Below are 18,911 nucleotides of genomic sequence, written 5' to 3' on the forward strand. Positions count from 1 at the left end.
TCATTTCCATTGATGATGCTGAAAAACAGGCCAAATGTTCGAGATGCAATCTCGTGATTCAAGTCTGCATGTCGGCGGAACCTCACCACGCAACCGGTCCCGCCGACTTCTGAATCTGGTCTGCTGTCGAAACTGGGCTTTATGCCTTGTTCTTGTTGTAGACATCGACGAACACGGCGGCGAGCAGCACGATGCCCTTGATGACCTGCTGATAGTCCACGCCGATACCCATGATGGACATGCCGTTGTTCATCACGCCCATGATGAAAGCGCCCACTACCGCGCCGACAACCTTTCCGACACCGCCAGAGGCCGATGCGCCGCCGATAAAGCACGCTGCGATCACATCGAGTTCGAATCCAGTGCCGGCCTTGGGCGTACCGCTATTCAAACGCGCGGCGAAAATCAGGCCCGCGAGCGCAGCGAGAATGCCCATGTTCACGAATGTCAGGAAACTCACTGCCGGCACGCTGACGCCTGACAGACGTGCAGCCTTTGCATTCCCGCCAACTGCATAGATGCGACGTCCAATGGTCGTGCGGTTCATGAGGAACGTGTACACGCCGATCAGCACGCCCATGATGACCAACACCGTCGGCAAGCCGCGATAAGATGCGAGCAGGTAGCAGAACCCCACGATGAGCGCTGTGAGCACGACGTTCTTCGTAACGAACATCGTGAACGAGCCACTCTCGACGCCATGTTTCGCCGCACCAGCGCGATGTCGAAGCTCGATCACGAAAAAGAGCACTCCGACGAATACGCCGAGAAGGATGGAGGTGAGGTGAAGGGCCTGGCCGTGAAAGACGTCCGGGATAAAACCCGAGCTCACCGTGCCGAACCCTTCGGGAAACGGTCCAATGGACTGTCCCTGGAGCACGAGATTCGTCATGCCGCGGAACACCAGCATGCCGGCTAGCGTTACGATGAACGACGGCATCCGCCAGAAAGCAATCCAGTAACCTTGCATAGCGCCAATGAGCGCGCCGGCGGCGATACAGATGATGGTCGCCCACACGTAGTTGACTTCATACTGCACCATCAATACGGCGGCCAATGCGCCCACGAGCCCGGCCGTCGAGCCGACAGAGAGGTCGATATGACCCGAAACAATCACCATCAGCATGCCGAGCGCCATGATGACGATATAGCTGTTCTGCAGCACAAGGTTGGTCAGATTGAGCGGCTGCATCAGCACGCCGTTCGTTGCGACCTGGAAAAACACCATGATGATGACGAGCGACAGCAGCAGCCCATATTCGCTACCGATACGCTTGACCATTCCGAATACTTCGCTTTTCTTGACCTCGGCGCCTTCGGCGGCTACCGGAGAGAGTGCCTTACGCATTTTGAATGTCTCCATTTCGCATGATCGCTCGCATGATGCTTTCCTGCGAGGCTTCTTCCGCGGTTAATTCGCCGACGAACCGGCCTTCGTTCATGACATAGATGCGGTCGCACATTCCAAGTAGCTCGGGCATTTCCGAAGAAATCATGACCACGCATTTGCCCGCTGCAACCGCCTGATTGATGATGTTGTAGATCTCGTACTTCGCTCCGACGTCGATGCCTCGCGTGGGCTCGTCGAGAATCAGCACCTCGGGTTCGGAAAACAGCCACTTGCTGATGACGACTTTCTGCTGATTTCCGCCTGACAGGTTTCCTACTACATGCGTCACGCCTTGCGCACGAATTCGAAGCTTCTTGAGAAACTCGGTCGCGACCTTGATCTCCTCATGCTCATCGACGACACCGAGCTTCGAAACACCGGACAGGTTGGCCAGCGTAATGTTTCGCTTGATGTTGTCGTCGAGCAAAAGGCCATTGCCTTTGCGGTCCTCGGTGACATAGGCGATGCCCACATTGATCGCCTTCTTCACCGATGATGTGTCGACCTGCTTTCCGTGCATCAGCACCTGGCCTGTGATGTCCTGACCATACGTGCCCCCGAAAACACTCATCGCAAGCTCGGTGCGCCCGGAACCCATCAGGCCGGCGATACCCACGATTTCGCCCTTGCGTGCCGTCAGATTCACGCCTTTGAGGACCGCGCGGTCGCGCTGCGTGGGATGCTTTACGCGCCAGTCCTTCACTTCAAAAATCACGTCGCCGATATTCGGCGTACGCGGCGGATAGCGGTCGGACATCTCGCGGCCTACCATCGCCTTGATGATGCGGTCTTCACTCACGGCTTCAGTGCTGCAGTCGAGAACATCGACCGTCGATCCATCGCGAATCACGGTGATGCCGTCCGCGACACGCGAGATTTCGTTCAGCTTGTGCGAGATGATGATCGACGTTACGCCGTTCGCCTTCAATTCGAGCAGCAGCGTAAGAAGCGTGTCGCTGTCTTTCTCGTTCAAGCTCGCTGTCGGTTCGTCGAGGATGAGCAGACGAACTTCCTTCGACAGCGCCTTCGCGATTTCCACAAGCTGTTGCTTGCCGATCCCGAGCGTGCCAACTGCAGCGTCGGGAGAATCCGTGAGGCCGACTTTCGCCAGCAGTTCTTTGGCTTTCGCACGCGAGATCTGCCAGTCGATAACCCCGCGCCTGGATTGTTCGTTACCGAGAAAGATGTTCTCGGTAATCGATAGCATCGGTACGAGGGCGAGTTCCTGATGAATGATGATGATGCCGACCGCCTCGCTATCGGATATATCGGCGAAGGCTCGCTCCTGGCCGTCGTAAAGGACGTCGCCACTGTACGAGCCGTGCGGATAGACGCCACTGAGAATTTTCATCAGGGTCGATTTTCCTGCGCCATTCTCTCCGCAAATGGCGTGAATCTCGCCCTGGCGCACCCTCATATTCACGTTATTCAGCGCTTTGACAGGGCCAAAGCTTTTCTGAATGCCGCGCATCTCCAGAATGGTATCCATGGTCAAACTTTCTCCGATTGGTCACGCTCCGAGGCGTACCCGCGTGGCGGGGCCTTGCCACACACTCCGCGCCACGCTGACGTTCAGGCGCCTTACTTGACCTGGGCCTGCGTGTAGTAGCCGCTCGTGACCAGTTCCGACTGATAGTTGGCCTTGTCGACCAGAACGGGCTTCACGAGATAAGTGGGAACAACCTTCGCGCCGTTGTTGTAGCTCTTCGTGTCGTTGACGGGCACCTGTTTGCCGGCGAGCGCGTCGTTGACCATATCGGCTGCGACGCCGGCGAGCTTGCGCGTGTCCTTGAACACAGTGGAAGTCTGGTCGCCGCGAACGATGTTCTTCACGTTCTGAACATCCGCGTCCTGTCCCGTGATAATCGGCATTGCTTGTTGAGCCGAACCGTATCCCACGCCTTTGAGCGACGAGATGATGCCGATCGCCAGCGCGTCGTTCGGCGCCCAGACCGCATCCAGATGGTCCTTGCCGTAAAACGCGCTCAGCAGGTTATCCATGCGGGACTGCGCGGTCGCCCCATCCCAGTTGCGCGTCGCGACTTTCTCGAAGGCAATCTGCTTGCTGCGAATCACGAACTTGCCGCTGTCGATGTACGGCTTGAGAACCGACATGCCGCCCGCGTAGACCATGTGAGCGTTGTTGTCATCGCTTGAGCCGCCGAACACTTCGATGTTGAACGGCGTCTTGCTGCCCGCTTTCTGCCATGCACTGACGATGCTCTGCGCCTGCAGAACGCCCACGCCGTAGTTGTCGAACGTCGCGTAGTAGTCGACGTCCTTCGTCTGGCTGATCAGACGATCGTAGGAGATAACCTTGATGCCCTTCTTCTGGGCGAGAGCCAACGCGTCAGAGAACGTCTTTCCGTCGATGGGCGCGATGACCAGCGCCTTGACGCCCTTCGCGAGCATGTTCTCGACCTGGTTGACCTGCGTGGGAACATCGTAGTTCGCGTACTGAAGGTCCGACGAGTAGCCCTTCGCTTTCAGCGCGTCGACCATGCTCTTCCCGTCGGTAATCCAGCGGGATTCCGTCTTGTCCGGCAGCGAGATGCCGACGACGCCCTTATCTTCTGCAAAAGCGGCATCCGAAGCTGCTGCGAAAGCAGCCGAAGCTGCGAGAACCACCACGACACTCTTCAAAATCTTCATGACACTGTCTCCTGATTAGGAATACGAATTTACGTTCCCGATTTATGATCTACGGATTCTTTGACTGACGCTATTGAGCGTCAGTCTTGCAAGCAGTTATCGGATAAAGACCTCTGCGCCGGCTTCTTTCGAGGAGGCGAACATGGCCTCGATAACTCGGCTGATGTTGTACGCCTGCGTCGCCGGCACGACCGAAGGCGTGCCATTGCGCAATGCGTCGACGAATGCGTTCGACTCGCGGTCGAAGTACACCGGATTGCCGATTTCAGCGATGTCCGGCGAATACTCCGTCTTCTTCGTCGCCCAGATTTCGGGGAAGCTGGTCTCCTGCCACTCGGTCCAGCCTTCCGGATAGTCGCCTTTGCCCGCGTCATAAATCTTGTAGCTAGAGGGCAGCGAGCGGGATGACATGATGCCTTCGGTGCCGTAGGCCGTGATGTCCCAGCTTTCCGTCCACGGCAAAACGTCCCAGGACATGAAGTCGACGCTGACGATCTTGTCTTCGTAGTTCAGCACCGCACCTGCCGCGTCTTCGCGCGATTCATCGCCGTGGAAGTTCGGGAACTTCGTGATGCGCGCGTTCACCGAGCGCGGCAAACCGAAGTGCAGAAGAATGCGGTCGATAAGATGGCAGCCGATAACGAACACGGCACCGCCGATGTCGCCGGGCTGGGTCATATGCGGCGTGCCCGCCTCGTCGTGCGAGCATCCGCCGTGAGCGCGCACCTGAACGACTTTCCCGAGACGGCCGCTCTTGAGCGCCGCCTGCATGGCGTCCACGGAAGGCGCGAAGCGCCAGCAATAGCCGACCTGCACAAGTCCGCCGGTACGCTCCACCGCGTCGACGATGCGCTTCGCATCCGCCGAGCTGCGTCCGGCCGGCTTTTCGCACAACACAGCCTTGCCGGCTTCGAGTGCTTCGATGGTCAGGTCGGCCATCTTCTCGCTCTTTGAATGAACCAGCACGACATGAACATTCTTGTCCGCCAGAATGTCTTCCTTCGAGCGGGCTTCGAGGCCGAGTGCATCGACGAACGGCGTGAGCAGCGGGCTCGTATCCCACGCACCGAGCATCTTCGCGTCGGAACGGCGGGCAATCGCCTTGACTCGCCCGGACGTGTGCGGGTGAGTGATGCCAAGACATGCCACACCGAGCGTTTCGTTGGGACCAATCTTTCGTGTCATGACGTATCTCCTCCCGATTCTCGGTTACACCTTGACGGCTTTGCCCGTCAGCGCGGACTCGAGTGCGGCATCCGCCAGGCGCAGCGCCTTCAGCCCGTCCTGAACCGACGTCGGCAACGGGGACTTCGTGTTCAGCGCATCGACGAAGGCTTCGAGTTCGGCCTTGTACGCTTCAACGTAGCGTTCGAGGAAGAAGTTGAGGAGTGGCTCGCGCGCATCGGTGACGTCCTTCGACCAGCGCCGAACCGTCGACGGCCTGAGATTCTCTTGCAGAAGCATGCCTTTGGAACCGGACACTTCCATGCGCTGGTCGTATCCATAGACAGCCTCACGACAGCAGTTGATGTGGCATTGCTTGCCCGAAGCGGTGCGCAACTGAACCATCACCGTATCGAAGTCGGTCAGCTTTTCCAGCGACTCGTCGATGAGGCGGCTGGCCATGGCCATCACTTCGACCGGTTCTTCGCCCAGCAGCCAGCGAGCCATGTCCAGGTCGTGGATGACCATGTCGCGGAAGATGCCGCCCGAGTGCTCGACGTAATCGCGCGGCGGCATGCCGGGGTCGCGGCTCGAGATGATGACCTGACGCACTTCGCCAACATCACCCGCATCGATCGCCTTGCGGAACGCCTGGGACGTCGGATCGAAACGGCGATTGAAAGCGAGCATGACGCGGCCGCCCTGGCGTTCGACTTCGTTCGCGGCGGCGAGCGACTTTGCCATGTCGAGATCGATGGGCTTTTCGCAAAGCACCGCCTTGCCGCGCTTCACGGCTTCGAGCATGAACGTGATGTGCGTGTCCGTGGGCGTGCCGATGACCACCGCGTCGATGTCATTGCGCTCCAGCACGCCTGCCGGGTCCGTCGACGCTTCGCAACCGAGCTTGGTCGCCAGCGACTGTGCCGCGCTTTCGATCGGGTCCGCGACCACGACGAGTTTCGCGTTGGGGCTAGCGGCGACGTTGCCAGCGTGAATGCGACCAATGCGGCCTGCACCGAGTACGGCGATTCGAATCATGTGAGTCTCCAAAAGTACTTTGTCGTTTAGGGTGGGAAGCGCTTAGGCGGTAGTGGCGGGCTTCGCAGAGAACTGTGCGACGGTGGTGTCGTAGGCGCGCTTTGCCATCTCGTCGAGCGGGAATTTCCGGTGAACTTCGGAGATGAGCTCGACGCCGTAGTAAGGCAAAGTGCAGCCTGCTTGCTCCAGCGCATCGACGAAGGCAACGCAGTCGCCGGCACCTTCGCCGCAGAGCTGGCGGTTGAAGGTCGAGTCGTCGAAGAGCGTTCCCTTCACGTGTGCGGCAACGTCGTCCATCTCAACGCCTTTGATGAAGCGCGCCGGGATTTGCGCGACCTCGCTATACGGCGTATTGGCGCGGGCCACGTGCCAGTGGTCGACCATCAGTCCACCGTTGGGCTGTGCGGCCCCTTCCGCAACCTTCAGCGCCTCTGCGACGTTTCGGATTGGGGAGAAAGGCATGAACTCGATTGCGACCGTCGCGCCGACCGTCGCCACGTCCTGGCAAAGCTTTGCGAACTCGTCCGCCATGCGGGGGAAGTCGGGCGGATTCTTGTCGAACGGGCTCGCACCGATCTTCAGATTGCGCATGCCGAGTTCACCGCCTAATTCGATGAAGCGGCGGCGAGAGTGGTCCGACTTCGCACGCGCCTCACCGTCGAAGTACCAGTCCATCAGAATTTCGAGCTCGAAGTACTTCATGCCCGTGTCTTCCAGAATGTTCTTGACACCCGACAGGCCGTACTTCTCGATGCTGTATTCGAGGTCATCGAGGATGAGGCCGACGCCGCTCCATCCCGCCCGCATCGCCGCTTCGCAGCGGTCGCGCAGCGGGAACGGACTGATTTCATTTGCAGCACACGGATAGACGTCGCCGGCGAGGGTCCAGTACGCGGCCAGCAGTTCTTTCTTCGCATTCATGTGTAGTACTCCTGTGTCTCTCGATATCATCTGTGTTCATGCAGCACGTGCTGACGTGCCAAACGATTACGTGCTTCGCCGATGCAGGTTGCCGGATGTCGCGAGCGTGAAGTCCCACGACACTGACCAGAAGGGCGACGAGAACCCGACGCGCTTCGCCGCATCCGTGTCGTCGATCTTGTTGAATTCAGCGATAAGCTCACGCTTGACGCCGAAGACCGCATCCTCGGGCAAGTACGGGCAGTCCGGCGTAAAGATGTGAGTGATGACCGGGTCGAATCCGGGCGCAGTCACGATGAAGTGCAAATGCGCGGCCCGGTTGGGGTGCCGCCCCATCGCGCCGAGAAGCTTTCCGACCGGACCATCCGAGGGAATCGGATAGTGGCGCGGCTTGACGGACTTGAACCAGTAGCGGCCATCGGCATCCGACGTGAAAACGCCGCGCATATTCGAGTCAGGCTGAACGCCCTTTTGCTGTACATCGTAGAAGCCGTCATCGTTGGTCTGCCACACTTCGAGCTTCGCGTTCGGAATCGGATTGCCCTCGATGTCTGTCACGCGGCCTTCAACGACCATGGGCTCACCCTTTTCGTCCAGGCAAATGTTCGTGCCGTTCGAATATTCGGGTGCATCGGCAACATAGAAGGGTCCGAGAATCGTGTTCGGCGTGGCGCCGCTCGGACGACGGTGATTGATCGCGTCGACCAGCATCGAAACGCCGAGGATGTCCGAGAGCAGGATGTACTCTTGCCGCCAGTCGGTGCACATTTGACCGGTCTCGGTCAGGAAGCGGATGGCAGCAAACCACTCTTCGTGAGTCGGTTCGATTTCCTTGATGGCGGCATGAAGATGCCTGACCAGTACCGACATCACTTGCGTCAGACGAGGGTCGGCGTCGTCGCTCATGCGAGCGTTGACCACGTCTGCCGAGCGTGCTTCATCGAAATACGGCGAGGCGGAATGAACTGCGGGGAATGCGCTTTGCATTACTTGTCTCCATCGATCTCTTGTGTAGCTTTGAGACCAGTCTATATTCGCCCTGGCTGGCAAAACAGAGCTAGAAAGGGAAAGTCTTTCGCGCTGAGTGGGAATACGCCTCAAGGGCAGCGCGAACCGGGCTCACGCCGTCCAGTGACGTTCGTAGTCGTTCTGCTGGAAGCGCTCCAGAAGCGCATCGATGAACAGTCGCACTTTCACGGGCAGATGCGCGCGGGTCTGAAACGCGATGTTCATGGTGAGCCGCGGAAGATCCCAATCGTCCAGCACCGGGATCAGACGGCCGGCCTTGAGGTCGTCGTAGACGATGTATTTCGGCTGCACAAGGATGCCCATGTTGTCGAGCGCGGCGACGCGGAGTATCTGACCGTCATTCGACTCGACCAATGGCTTCACTTTGACCACCACGTTCTCGCCGCCGCGGGTGAATGAGAGCTCGCGTGCATTGTCGGCGAGTTGATAGTTCAGCAACCTGTGCTTCACGAGTTCCGTCGGGAACCGGGGGCGCCCGTTCGCCTCGATGTAGCCCGGAGAAGCGGCGAGAATCCGGCGTGTCGATGCGAGCCGTCTGATCGTGATGTTGCTATCCGGTTCGAGCACTTTGGTTCGAATCGCGACGTCGATGCCGTTCTCGATAATGTCGTAGTAGCGGTTGGCCGCGACCACATCGACAGCGATGTCCGGATAACGCGCGGTGAACTCGGGAAGCATCGGCGCGATGTGCAGCATGCAGAAGGACAATGAAGCGGTGACTCGAAGCACGCCGCTCGGACGTACGACGGCTTCCTTGATGACGGCTTCGGCTTCGCCGAGGTCGGACAGTATGGATTTGCAGCGCCGATGAAATTCGGCGCCCGCCTCGGTCAGATAGAGGTTACGCGTCGTCCGGCGAACCAGTTGGACTCCGAGTCTCGCCTCCAGCGAGATCAGATACCGGCTCGCCGCGGAAATGGACAGGTCGACTGATTCCGCAGCGCGACTGATGCTGCCCGACTCGGCTACTTCCACGAATAACTGAAGTTCCTTGAACTGGTCCATGCCCTTGCACCATCACGCCTTTTGTTTCCGCCCGCATTCCGATGAAATGAGGAATCACGCGCGATCTCGTCGAATCATTATTTGGGTATCGCGCATGCATCATCATAGTGCGGCAGATCTATCTTGATGCTACAAAAACGCATCAATAATCTATCAGTTCGCGTTCAAGGTTATCGCGCTCTCATACGGGAATACCCGTGACCCTAGACAGCGCAATGCCTCTTTTTTTCGATGTAGGATAGCCCGGCATAGCTTTTCTGAAGTCTCATAAACACATCAAGAATCTATCTGTAGCGGAGGGTCGCAGTGGCTCACCGGTTTTTGATCAAGGAAATCGCCCTACAGGCAGGGCTCGGTGTGGCGACCGTAGACCGCGTATTGAACGGGCGTGCCAACGTCCGCGAGCACACTCGCCGGCGGGTCGAGCAAGCCATCAAGGAGCTGGAGAAGCAGGAGTTGAATCTCGCGACTACGGGACGAAAACTCATCGTCGATGTTGTCGTCGAGGCGCCTTTGCGGTTCAGCGATGAGATCAAGCATGCCCTCGAAGGTGAACTCGCTCTGATGCACCCCGCGGTCGTTCGACCGCGCTTTATGTTGCAGGAGACGATGACGACTTCGGAAGTCGTGGAGGCGCTTCGGTCGATTATTCGACGCGGAAGTCACGGTGTTTTCCTGAAGGCCCGGGACGTTCCCGAGATTGCAGAGGCGGTGGCGGAGCTTCAGCGCCACGGCATTCCGGTCGTCACGATCGTCACCGACATACCGCTGTCGGGGCGCATCGCCTATGCGGGGCTCGATAATCGCGCTGCCGGTGCCACGGCCGCGTATCTTCTTGGCCTGTTGCTGGGAACGCAGCCCGCCAATGTGTTGATAACGATGAGTGACGAGCATTTCCGGGGCGAAGAGGAGCGCGAGATTAGCTTTCGCCGCGCATTGCGCAAGCATCATCCGCGTCTGAAGCTGGTCGATGCGAGCGGTGGACATGGCCTCGATATGCCGACCGAGGACCGAGTCCGCAGCGCGCTCGGCGACGATACCCATGTCACAGCCGTCTATTCGATGGGCGGCGGCAATATCGCCATTCTTCGCGCGCTGGAGGCGCAGCAGCAAGCGCCGGTCTTCTTCATCGGACACGACCTCGACAGAGACAATGTGCAGTTGCTGCGCGATGGACGGATACAGGCCATTCTGCATCACGACCTGCGACAGGACATGCGCTCTGCCTGCCATCACATCATGCACTATCACAAGCTTCTTCCAGCATCATCCGTCGCGACTTCTTCTTCGGTCGTTGTCGTCACTCCGGAAAATGTCCCGGATTACATTGCCAGCCGCTTTCGCGACTGACTCGACCGCTCGCGGCTCGCTTCGTGAGCGTGCCATCAGAACCTCGTCGCCAGACCCGCAATCACGCCAAACTGGCTCTTCCCATAGTTGGGGTTAGTGCTCGACGGGTTTCCGTTGACCGGATCGTCATTCGTATTCGCACCGTACAGACTGCCGTCGAGGCCCAGGTTGGACGTCGAGCTGTTGCGCACGTAGGCGAGTTCAGTGTAGAGGAGCGTTCGTTTCGAGAGCGAGTAATTTGCGCCCAGCGTGTACAGCGTTGCGTTCCCGTTCCCTTTGTTCGCGTTGGCGTGATACACCGCGCCGGTGATAGCGAGCGCAGGCGTTGTCTGCCAGATCGCGCCGATCCATTCGTGATTGACGGTTGTTGGCAGGCCGGTACCCGATGGCAATGCCGACGGCGCCGCCGCACCGAAATACCCCGCGTTGGATGCATCGGGAGCACTCAGGTGCTGATAACCGAGATACGCGGTCACAGGACCGAATGCATAGGTCAAGCCAGTGAGAATCGAGCGCGACGTCAGATACACGTTGCTGAACTGGCCATTCGGGTCGCGGACTTCGTCGTAGGTCGCTTGCCAGAAGAGACCGCGATTCGCGTACGACAGTTTGATGCCATCGGAACGTCCCTGAGCGCTTCCAAGCCCGGTGGACGTGCCCAGTTGACCAGGCGCGCTGCCCGGGTTGCCGGCATTCCACGTCGGTGCGTTGGTCAGGTCATACTGGCCTTGCAACGTAAAGCCCGCGATTGTCGGTGATAGATACTCGACGCCATTGGCTGCCTGCGAGAAGATGCGTCCGCGAACCAGTGTTCCGATCGCGTACTTCTTCGTCTGCTGCGGATCGACATCGCCCGAATACTGGCTAATCTCCGCCGAGCCCATGTTTCCGAACTTGATTTGCCCCCACGTGTCGTTCTGCAGGCCCACGGTCGCCTGTCCTTCGAAGAAGCTCCCGTTCGCGAGGCTGCCGTTCATCGTGTTCAGCCGTGACTCGAGCTGGAAGATTGCATGCGTGCCGCCTCCGAGATCCTCTGCACCCTTGAGGCCAAATCTGGATTGCGCCCAGCCTCCGCTCTGCGCTCCGAATACATGACCCTTCGGCTGATTTGTCTCGTAGACGATACCGTTATCCACGATGCCGTATAGCGTGACGTTGCTCTGAGCCGTGGCTGTCGCCGTAGCTGACAACGCGAACACGCCGAACAAGAGCTTCTTCATTATCCGTCTCCATTCATTTAGTTATGCTACATACATACTTTGTTATCGCGGGCTAACTTGTGCCGCCATTTACGCGTGAACTGCTGACGCTCGCTTCTTTCGCGCCCGTCTATCGATCATCGAGCGTGGGGGACGATACTTCCGCATGTCGCCTTCTCCCGCACTGCTCTTGTGTATTTTTGGCGAGTCTATCTTCCCTATTCACTCGAACAAAGAGCAGAAGGGGGAATCTCTTTCGCGGAATCAGGGAAAGTGTCGTTTGAAGCTCGCGCGCAAAAGCACTTCAGCGCTATGCTGTGTTTATCCTCGCGGTTAACCCCCGTATCCCTTGCGACGCCTCATCGTTTACGGTTCGGGCGTTCCGATCAGGAACCAGTCAATTAGCGTTGAAGCAGTCTTCCGTCGCCAACCTACCCTATGCGGAGATACGTATGAACCTCAAGAAACTGTCCGTTTTTGCTGGCTCGGCAGGTATGGCTCTGAGCCTCGTCCTGATCCCGGCACTTCAGGCTCACGCCGCCGCCAGCGACGCGGACGCATCCGGCGCTACGATGTCGAAGCAGGAACTCAAGGCGCAAAAGAAAGCGGAAAGCAAAGCGCGGCGCGCAAAGAAAAACGCCGAGCTGAGCACGCTGGAAAAGAATGGGTACAACCCAGGAGGAAGCCAGACCAACTATCCGCAGAATCTCCAGAATGCCCAGCAGAAGGCGGCTGGACAGAAGCCAACGAACGCACCGGCAGTAGCGCCGTGATGCCGGGTCTACACGCTGACGCACATTGAGAGAAGATCGGCAAAGCGGCCGCTCAACGCGACTTGCCGGTCGCACGAGCGCGTCGCGATTTCGCTTTCTCGTTTCCCTGCAATTGTTCCGCGTCGCTTTGAAGCGCCATCGGCCGTTCCGCCTTCGGCAGTTCGATTGCGTGGCCCGCGAGATCTGCCACGGCCTTCGGCTTTGCGGCTTGGCGAAGTTAAATCGATATGTATGTCTAACTAAATAAAAGCGGCGCCACAGCAAGTGGCGCCTGCTTTCAGAACTGCTCAATCCCGATGTCCATCGCTCCAGCCGCTCCACGCAGAATCATCTCGCGAAGCGCGTGCGTCTTCGGCAGAATCTTCTCCATATAGAAACGCGCGGTAGCGACCTTGGTCCGGTGAAACTCCTGATCCTCTCCCGCTTCCTCGTTCGCCGATGCAATCAGCGCGGCGCGCGCCATCTGCCATCCGCCGCAGACATAGCCCGTCATCATCAGAAAGTCGACGGAACTCGCGAGCGCTTCATCGACGTGCGTGCTCGCTGCGCTGCACATCCACTTCGTGACGTCTTCGAGCGCTTGCACGCTCGCGGCGAAGGCGGGCGCCATCGGCGCGAGCCGCGCGTCGGCGTTGCGCTCCAGTTCGTGCGCGACGCTTCGCATCTCGGCGAGCAGCGCGGACATGGCGGCGGCGCCGTCCGATGCGAGCTTGCGTCCCACCAGATCCGCCGCCTGAATGCCCGTCGTGCCCTCGTAGATCGGAGCGATACGCGCATCCCGCAGATACTGGCACGCGCCGGTTTCCTCGATGAAGCCCATCCCGCCATGCACCTGTACGCCGAGCGACGCGATGTCGACACCCAGTTCGGTGCACCATCCCTTCACGACCGGAATCAGCAGATCGACCCGCGCCTGACGCAGCGCGCGTTGTGCGGCGTCAGGATGCCGATGCGCGCGATCCATGTCGGCGGCCATCACGTAGGCGAACGCACGCATCGCTTCGATCTGCGATTTCATCGTCAGCAACATGCGGCGCACGTCCGGATGCTGAATGATCGCGACCGCTCCGCCCGTACGGCTCGCCGCAAGACGTCCCTGCACGCGCTCCTTCGCATAGTCGCGGGCCTGCTGATACGCGCGCTCCGCGATCGCGAGGCCCTGAATGCCGACTTTCTGGCGCGCTTCGTTCATCATCGTGAACATATGAGCGAGGCCCTTGTTTTCCTGTCCGACGAGATAGCCGATCGCGCCTTCCTTGTCGCCGAAGCTCATCACGCAGGTCGGGCTCGCGTGGATGCCGAGCTTGTGTTCGAGCGACACGCAATGCACGTCGTTGCGTTGCCCCGGCGATCCATCGGCGTTCGGCAGGAACTTGGGCACGAGAAAGAGCGAGATGCCGCGCACGCCTTCGGGCGCATCCGGCGTGCGCGCGAGTACGAGATGGATCACGTTGTCGGTCATGTCGTGATCGCCCCACGTGATGAAAATCTTCTGACCGTGCAGCCGATAGTGATCGCCCTCGGGCACGGCCTTCGTGCGCACGGCGGCGAGGTCGGAACCGGCCTGCGGCTCGGTGAGATTCATCGTGCCGGTCCACGCGCCGCAGACGAGCTTCGGCAGATAGCGTTGCTTGAGATCGTCCGAACCGTGGTGCCGCAATGCCTCGGTGGCGCCCGCGTTCAAGAGCGGACACAGCGCGAAGGCCATGTTCGACGAATTCCACATCTCCACCGCCGCCGCGTGCAACAGTTCCGGCAATCCCTGTCCGCCGAATTCGGGATCGCCGCCGAGGCCGGTCCATCCACCTTCCGCGAATTGCCGGTAAGCCTGCGCGAAACCGTCGGCGGCGATCACGCCACCGTCGGTGAGACGCGCGCCCTGTGCATCGCCCGTCTTGTTGAGCGGCGCGAGCACTTCGGTGGCGAATCTCGCGGCTTCTTCGAGTACCGCGTCGGCCAGTTCTGGTGTGGCTTCTTCGAAACCGGGCAGCGACGATAGCGCGTCGAGGTCCGCAAGTTCGGTCATCACGAAGCGCATGTCGCGCACGGGTGCAATGTAAGTGCTCATTGTTTGTCTCTAGTCTGTTTGGTTTTAAGTTCAGTACATACGGCGGACACGGATCGCGTCGTATCGTCCGGTGAGATCGATTTGTGCGTTGCAATGCGATGCACGCGATCGAGACTCGCGTATCATCGGGTGAGCAGTGCCTCGCACTGCGCCGTTGCCAGGCTGCACGCCGATCTCCCCTATGGGAATCCATGGTCTCCCAGCGTGGTGCCGCGCGATATCCCCCGTACAGGGGAGCGCGATTCGCATAGGCGGGAGATGGCAGCCGGGTGTCACCCGAGGACCGCAGCCGCCGACGCATATGACCGAAGTCATCGAGCCGATCAGGCCCACCCTTCTGCTCGCCACGAAGCTCCTTCCGCCACGTCTCCCCGCCGGGCTGATCGATAGGCCGCGGCTCGTCGATCTGGCGGCGCAGGCCGAAAACAGGCGTCTCACAGTCATCAAGGCGCCCGCGGGCTTCGGCAAGACTTCGCTTGCGCTCACGTGGCTCGGCTGGCTGCGCGAGCGCGGCGCGCTCGTCGCGTGGATTTCCATCGACGCGGACGACGACGAACCCGCCCGCTTCCTTCACCATCTCGCGCAGGCGTTGCGGCAGGCGTGCGGCAACATCGGTGCGTCCGCGATCGCGCTGACCGCCGATGCGTCGCTCGTGCCCGCGCAATCAATCGTCGCGACGCTGATCAACGAGCTGATCGAAGTCGAGGACGAGCTTTATCTCTTTCTCGACGACTATCATCTGATCGGCCTGCCGGTCGTGCGCGAGGTCGTCGCGTTTTTCATCGAGCATGCGCCGTCGCATGTCCACGTCGTGGTCTGCACCCGCGACGACGCAACGCTGCCGCTCGCGCGCCTGCGGGCGCGCAACGAGCTGCTGGAAATCGATGCATCGGCGTTGCGCTTCAACTTCGACGAAACGCGTTCCTTCGTCGAGCGCGAATGTCCGGGCAAGCTGAACGCGTCCACGCTCCGCTCGCTCTTCGCGAACACCGAAGGCTGGGCCGCCGCGCTGCGCATTTCCGCGGCGGTGCTGGCGCGCGAGGAATCTCGCGCGGACGCCGAATCGCCGATGCCGTCCGGCGCGTCCCGGCCGTTCGCGGCCTATCTGCAGGAGATGCTGAAGCGCCTGCCCGCCGAGGTGGTCGAGTTCATGCTGCGCACGTCGATCGTCGAGGGGCTGAACGCGTCGCTGTGCGAGGCGATCACCGGCGTCGCGGACAGCCAGGGCATGCTGGAGACGATCGCCGCGCGCCAGCTCCTGCTGGAACCGATGGACCTCGAAGGGCGCTCGTTCCGTTATCACCATCTGATGCGCGACTATCTGCGCCAGCGGCTCGACACGCTGTATCGCCGTCAGGTGGCGGACCTGCACCTGCGCGCGTGCCGATGGTACGCACGCGAGACGCAATGGACCGACGCCGTCAGGCACGCCCTCGCCGCGGGCGCGACCGACGAGGCGCTCGCGCTGATGAGCCGTTGCGCGATGACGCTGGTGATGAAAGGCGATCTGCTCACGCTGCTCGGCTGGCAGCGCGAGTTCCCGGCGAATCTGATGCAGGCACAGTTGCAGGTGAGGCTGGCGATCGCGTGGGGCATGGCGCTCGCGCTGCGTTTCGACGATGCCCTCGCGATGATCGACGCTCTGGAGCGCGATGCCGACGGCGTCGCCATCGCCGCCGAGGCGGAGCAACTGCGCCGGGAATGTCTGGCGATCCGCTCCGTGCTGGCGGGCCTGCAGGACGACCCGCAACGCGCGCTCGAGCTCGCGCAGACCTGTCTCGAACGGCCGTCGAGCGATCTCTGGACGGTCAACGTCGTCTCCAATGTCGTACGCTTCGCGCACTGGAGAGCGGGCAATCTCGAGGCGCTGTATGCGACGCCCTGGATTCCCTGCGCCATCGAGGACGATCAGCGCAATGTGGTTACGCCGGTCTATCGGCTGTGCCTGCTCGGCCATACGGAAATGCAGCAGTTGCACTTCCCGCTGGCCGAGCAGTACTTCACGGAGGCGATGCACATGGCCCGGCGCTACGCCGGCCCGCAGTCCGTCTCCGCGGCGTTGTGCGCGCCGATGATCGCGCAGTTGCGCTACGAGCAGGGACGCCTCGACGAAGCCGAAGCGCTGCTCCTCGACCTGATGCCCGTCGTCGATCTGGCGGCCATGCTGGACAGCGTGCTGAGCGCCTATCGCGTGCTGATCCGGATCGCGATCGCCCGTTCGACCCCGGCGCATGCCTACGCGCTGCTCGACCGCGCGCAGACGCTCGGGCACAAGCGCGGCTGGCAACGCCTTCTTGCCGCGGGGCTCGTCGAACGCACGCGGCTGCATCTGCGGGAAGGCAGAACGATGGAAGCGTCGGCATGCGTGGCCCAGCTCGATGCGCTCGCCGCGCACGGCGCCGGGCCGGGCGCGCCCGTGTCGGCGGAGATCGAGAATTATCGCGCGCTCGCGGCAGCCTGCGTCGCGATGAGCCAGAACCGCAGCCTCGAAGCCGTCGATCTACTAGAGGAGGCGCGGCAAAGCGCCGGGCGCCGGCACAACCATTACCTGGGCTTGCGCTTGCGCACCATGCAGGCGCTTGCGTGGATGAGCGCTGGCATGCGCGGCGAGGCGGTTGAGGTCATCGGCGAAGTCGTGAGGATGGCCGCGCCCGCGGGGCTCCATCAGTCGCTGCTCGATCAGGGCGAGCAGATCGGACCATTGCTGCAGGCGCTTCGCGACGACACGCGCAACTCGGCGCAGACCCGCGACGTGCTGAGCTATATCGACCGTCTGCTCGATGGCTGGCGCGCGCAATACCAGCCCGACGGCGCATCGCGCCGTGACGCAGGACGCGAACCGCTGAGCGCGAGGGAGCGCAACATCGTCGAGCTGATCGCGCAGGGATTGTCGAACAAGGAGATTGCGCGCGACCTGGGCGTGACGCCCGAGACGATCAAATCGCACGTCAAGAACATCTTCGTGAAGCTGGCGGTCGACAAGCGCGCACACGCCGTCGCGCGCGCGCAGGCTTTGGGGCTCGTGCGCCACGGCTGACTAGATCGCGTAATGCGCCACGGCGAGCGTGCCAGCGTGAAGCAGCACGCCCGCGATGCCGCCGACCAGCGTCCCGTTGACGCGCACGAACTGCAGATCGCGGCCGATTTCCGCCTCGATCTTCCGGCTGACCTCGGTTGCGTCCCAACCCTTGACGACCTCGGTGATCAGTTCCGTCAACCGGCTTCGGTAGCGCACGACGAGTGCGCGCGCCACTTCCAGCCACCACGCGTTGAGCGTGTGCTGAAGCGCGGGCGAGCGCGCCACGCCGTCGCCGAGCGAGACCAGCATGGAAGTCGCGATGGCGCGTGTGACGGAGCGCTCGCGGGCGGCATCGTCGGCGACATGGCGGCGAATGCGCCTGAGCACGATGCGCGCATGCCCCGCTCGCCTGACCTGACGAATGCAGTCGCGCAGCAACGACTTGCCGAAGCGGCGATGCGTATCCGATGTCTGCAACTGCTCGATGAAAGTCAGGAAGGCGCGGTCGATCTCGCGGCGCAGCGCGTGATCCGGCGTGGCGGCCACTTCCTGCACCAGCGCGACGATGCCCGCGACGAAACGGTCGACGACATAGGCGTCGAAGCGCGCGGGCGTGTATCGCGAAGCCTCGCTGAACTTCGCATTCAGCACGCCCGCATGACGCACGAGCCAGCGTTCGAGCGCGCGAAGTCCGTGTTCCACGAGCGGCCGATGCCGGTCGCCCTCGGCGAGCATGCTCAGTACGCGGCCGGCCGCGCGCGACGCGTCGAAGCTGCGCAGACGCGGCAGCAGCATCCATTCGATGAAGCGCGCGGCTTCATTCTCGTCGATGGTGTCCAGCACGCTGGGAAGCGATTCGACGAGCGCCGCCGCGATGATCTCGCTGTTCGCGCGATTCGACAGCGATTGCGCCAGCGCCTTCGCGGCATTGTGACCGCCGAGTTTCGCGACGATCAGTTCGGGCTCCAGGAAATTCTCTTCGACGAACCTGCCGAGACTCTCCGCGATGCGTGGCTGATTCCGCGCGATGATCGCCGTATGCGGCAACGGCAACGCGAACGGATGCCGGAAGAGCGCGACCACCGCATACCAGTCCGCGATTGCGCCGACGGTTCCCGCTTCGGCGAACGATCGCAGCCACGCGAGCCACGGATACCGCTCCTCGAGAACGACGCATGCGAACAGCAGCACGGCCATGCATCCGAGCAGACCGGTCGCCGCGCGTCGCATGCGGGTCATCCGGCGTTCCTTCTCGCTTTCCGTCGCGGCGGACGCGTTCGCGGCCGCCCCTCGCCCGTCGCGA

The 18,911-nt window shown here is 61.1% G+C and carries 14 protein-coding genes; 3 read left to right on the forward strand and 11 right to left on the reverse strand.

The window, feature by feature from the left end; all coding sequences use genetic code 11:
* Positions 1-139: 139 nt before the first annotated feature.
* The 8 genes from mmsB to PQR08_RS00275 all read right to left on the reverse strand — a co-directional run bounded on the left by mmsB (position 140) and on the right by PQR08_RS00275 (position 9,199).
* Entirely contained in the window at positions 140-1,363 is a 1,224-nt protein-coding gene (gene mmsB, locus PQR08_RS00240; RefSeq protein ID WP_375336492.1) for a multiple monosaccharide ABC transporter permease, read from the reverse strand.
* Positions 1,341-2,879 (reverse strand): multiple monosaccharide ABC transporter ATP-binding protein, encoded by a 1,539-nt coding sequence (gene mmsA, locus PQR08_RS00245; protein ID WP_250486930.1) that lies wholly within the window; start codon positions 2,877-2,879, stop codon positions 1,341-1,343. The genes mmsB and mmsA overlap by 23 nt, the downstream gene beginning before the upstream one ends.
* 92 nt (positions 2,880-2,971) lie before the next feature.
* A complete protein-coding gene (gene chvE, locus PQR08_RS00250; RefSeq protein ID WP_284509182.1) occupies positions 2,972-4,042 on the reverse strand; it encodes a multiple monosaccharide ABC transporter substrate-binding protein in 1,071 nt (356 codons plus the stop codon).
* A gap of 96 nt (positions 4,043-4,138) precedes the next feature.
* On the reverse strand, positions 4,139-5,227 hold the full coding sequence (locus PQR08_RS00255; RefSeq protein ID WP_250486929.1) for a Gfo/Idh/MocA family protein: 1,089 nt from the start codon (positions 5,225-5,227) through the stop codon (positions 4,139-4,141).
* Positions 5,228-5,251: 24 nt separating this feature from the next.
* The gene (gene iolG, locus PQR08_RS00260; protein WP_035500042.1) at positions 5,252-6,244 is read right to left on the reverse strand and encodes an inositol 2-dehydrogenase; all 993 of its coding nucleotides are present in this window, start codon (positions 6,242-6,244) and stop codon (positions 5,252-5,254) included.
* 42 nt (positions 6,245-6,286) lie between these two features.
* Entirely contained in the window at positions 6,287-7,165 is an 879-nt protein-coding gene (locus PQR08_RS00265; RefSeq protein ID WP_250486928.1) for a sugar phosphate isomerase/epimerase family protein, read from the reverse strand.
* A gap of 66 nt (positions 7,166-7,231) precedes the next feature.
* The gene (locus tag PQR08_RS00270; RefSeq protein ID WP_408161016.1) at positions 7,232-8,152 is read right to left on the reverse strand and encodes an intradiol ring-cleavage dioxygenase; all 921 of its coding nucleotides are present in this window, start codon (positions 8,150-8,152) and stop codon (positions 7,232-7,234) included.
* 132 nt (positions 8,153-8,284) lie between these two features.
* Positions 8,285-9,199 carry a LysR family transcriptional regulator gene (locus tag PQR08_RS00275; protein ID WP_187603144.1) on the reverse strand — a complete coding sequence of 305 codons (915 nt, stop codon included), beginning with the start codon at positions 9,197-9,199 and terminating at the stop codon, positions 8,285-8,287.
* A gap of 306 nt (positions 9,200-9,505) precedes the next feature.
* Between PQR08_RS00275 and PQR08_RS00280 the strand changes: the two genes are divergently transcribed.
* Positions 9,506-10,549 (forward strand): LacI family DNA-binding transcriptional regulator, encoded by a 1,044-nt coding sequence (locus tag PQR08_RS00280; protein ID WP_250486926.1) that lies wholly within the window; start codon positions 9,506-9,508, stop codon positions 10,547-10,549.
* Between the two features lie 35 nt (positions 10,550-10,584).
* On the opposite strand, the gene PQR08_RS00285 is transcribed toward PQR08_RS00280, so the two are convergent.
* Positions 10,585-11,769, reverse strand: a complete 1,185-nt coding sequence (locus tag PQR08_RS00285) for a porin (RefSeq protein WP_238212913.1) — start codon at positions 11,767-11,769, stop codon at positions 10,585-10,587.
* 431 nt (positions 11,770-12,200) lie between these two features.
* On the opposite strand from PQR08_RS00285, the gene PQR08_RS00290 reads away from it, so the two are divergent.
* The gene (locus PQR08_RS00290) at positions 12,201-12,521 is read left to right on the forward strand and encodes a DUF4148 domain-containing protein (RefSeq protein WP_238212912.1); all 321 of its coding nucleotides are present in this window, start codon (positions 12,201-12,203) and stop codon (positions 12,519-12,521) included.
* A 277-nt stretch (positions 12,522-12,798) separates the two neighbouring features.
* Here PQR08_RS00290 and PQR08_RS00295 read toward each other — a convergent pair whose 3' ends face one another.
* Positions 12,799-14,589 (reverse strand): acyl-CoA dehydrogenase, encoded by a 1,791-nt coding sequence (locus PQR08_RS00295; protein WP_250486925.1) that lies wholly within the window; start codon positions 14,587-14,589, stop codon positions 12,799-12,801.
* Between the two features lie 301 nt (positions 14,590-14,890).
* Between PQR08_RS00295 and PQR08_RS00300 the strand changes: the two genes are divergently transcribed.
* On the forward strand, positions 14,891-17,626 hold the full coding sequence (locus PQR08_RS00300; protein WP_250486924.1) for a winged helix-turn-helix domain-containing protein: 2,736 nt from the start codon (positions 14,891-14,893) through the stop codon (positions 17,624-17,626).
* Here the strand turns inward: PQR08_RS00300 and PQR08_RS00305 are convergent, their stop codons facing one another.
* Positions 17,627-18,847 carry a DUF445 domain-containing protein gene (locus PQR08_RS00305; protein ID WP_250486923.1) on the reverse strand — a complete coding sequence of 407 codons (1,221 nt, stop codon included), beginning with the start codon at positions 18,845-18,847 and terminating at the stop codon, positions 17,627-17,629.
* Between the last annotated feature and the right edge of the window lie 64 nt (positions 18,848-18,911).

This window comes from Caballeronia jiangsuensis (assembly GCF_046030135.1).
GTDB lineage: Bacteria > Pseudomonadota > Gammaproteobacteria > Burkholderiales > Burkholderiaceae > Caballeronia > Caballeronia jiangsuensis.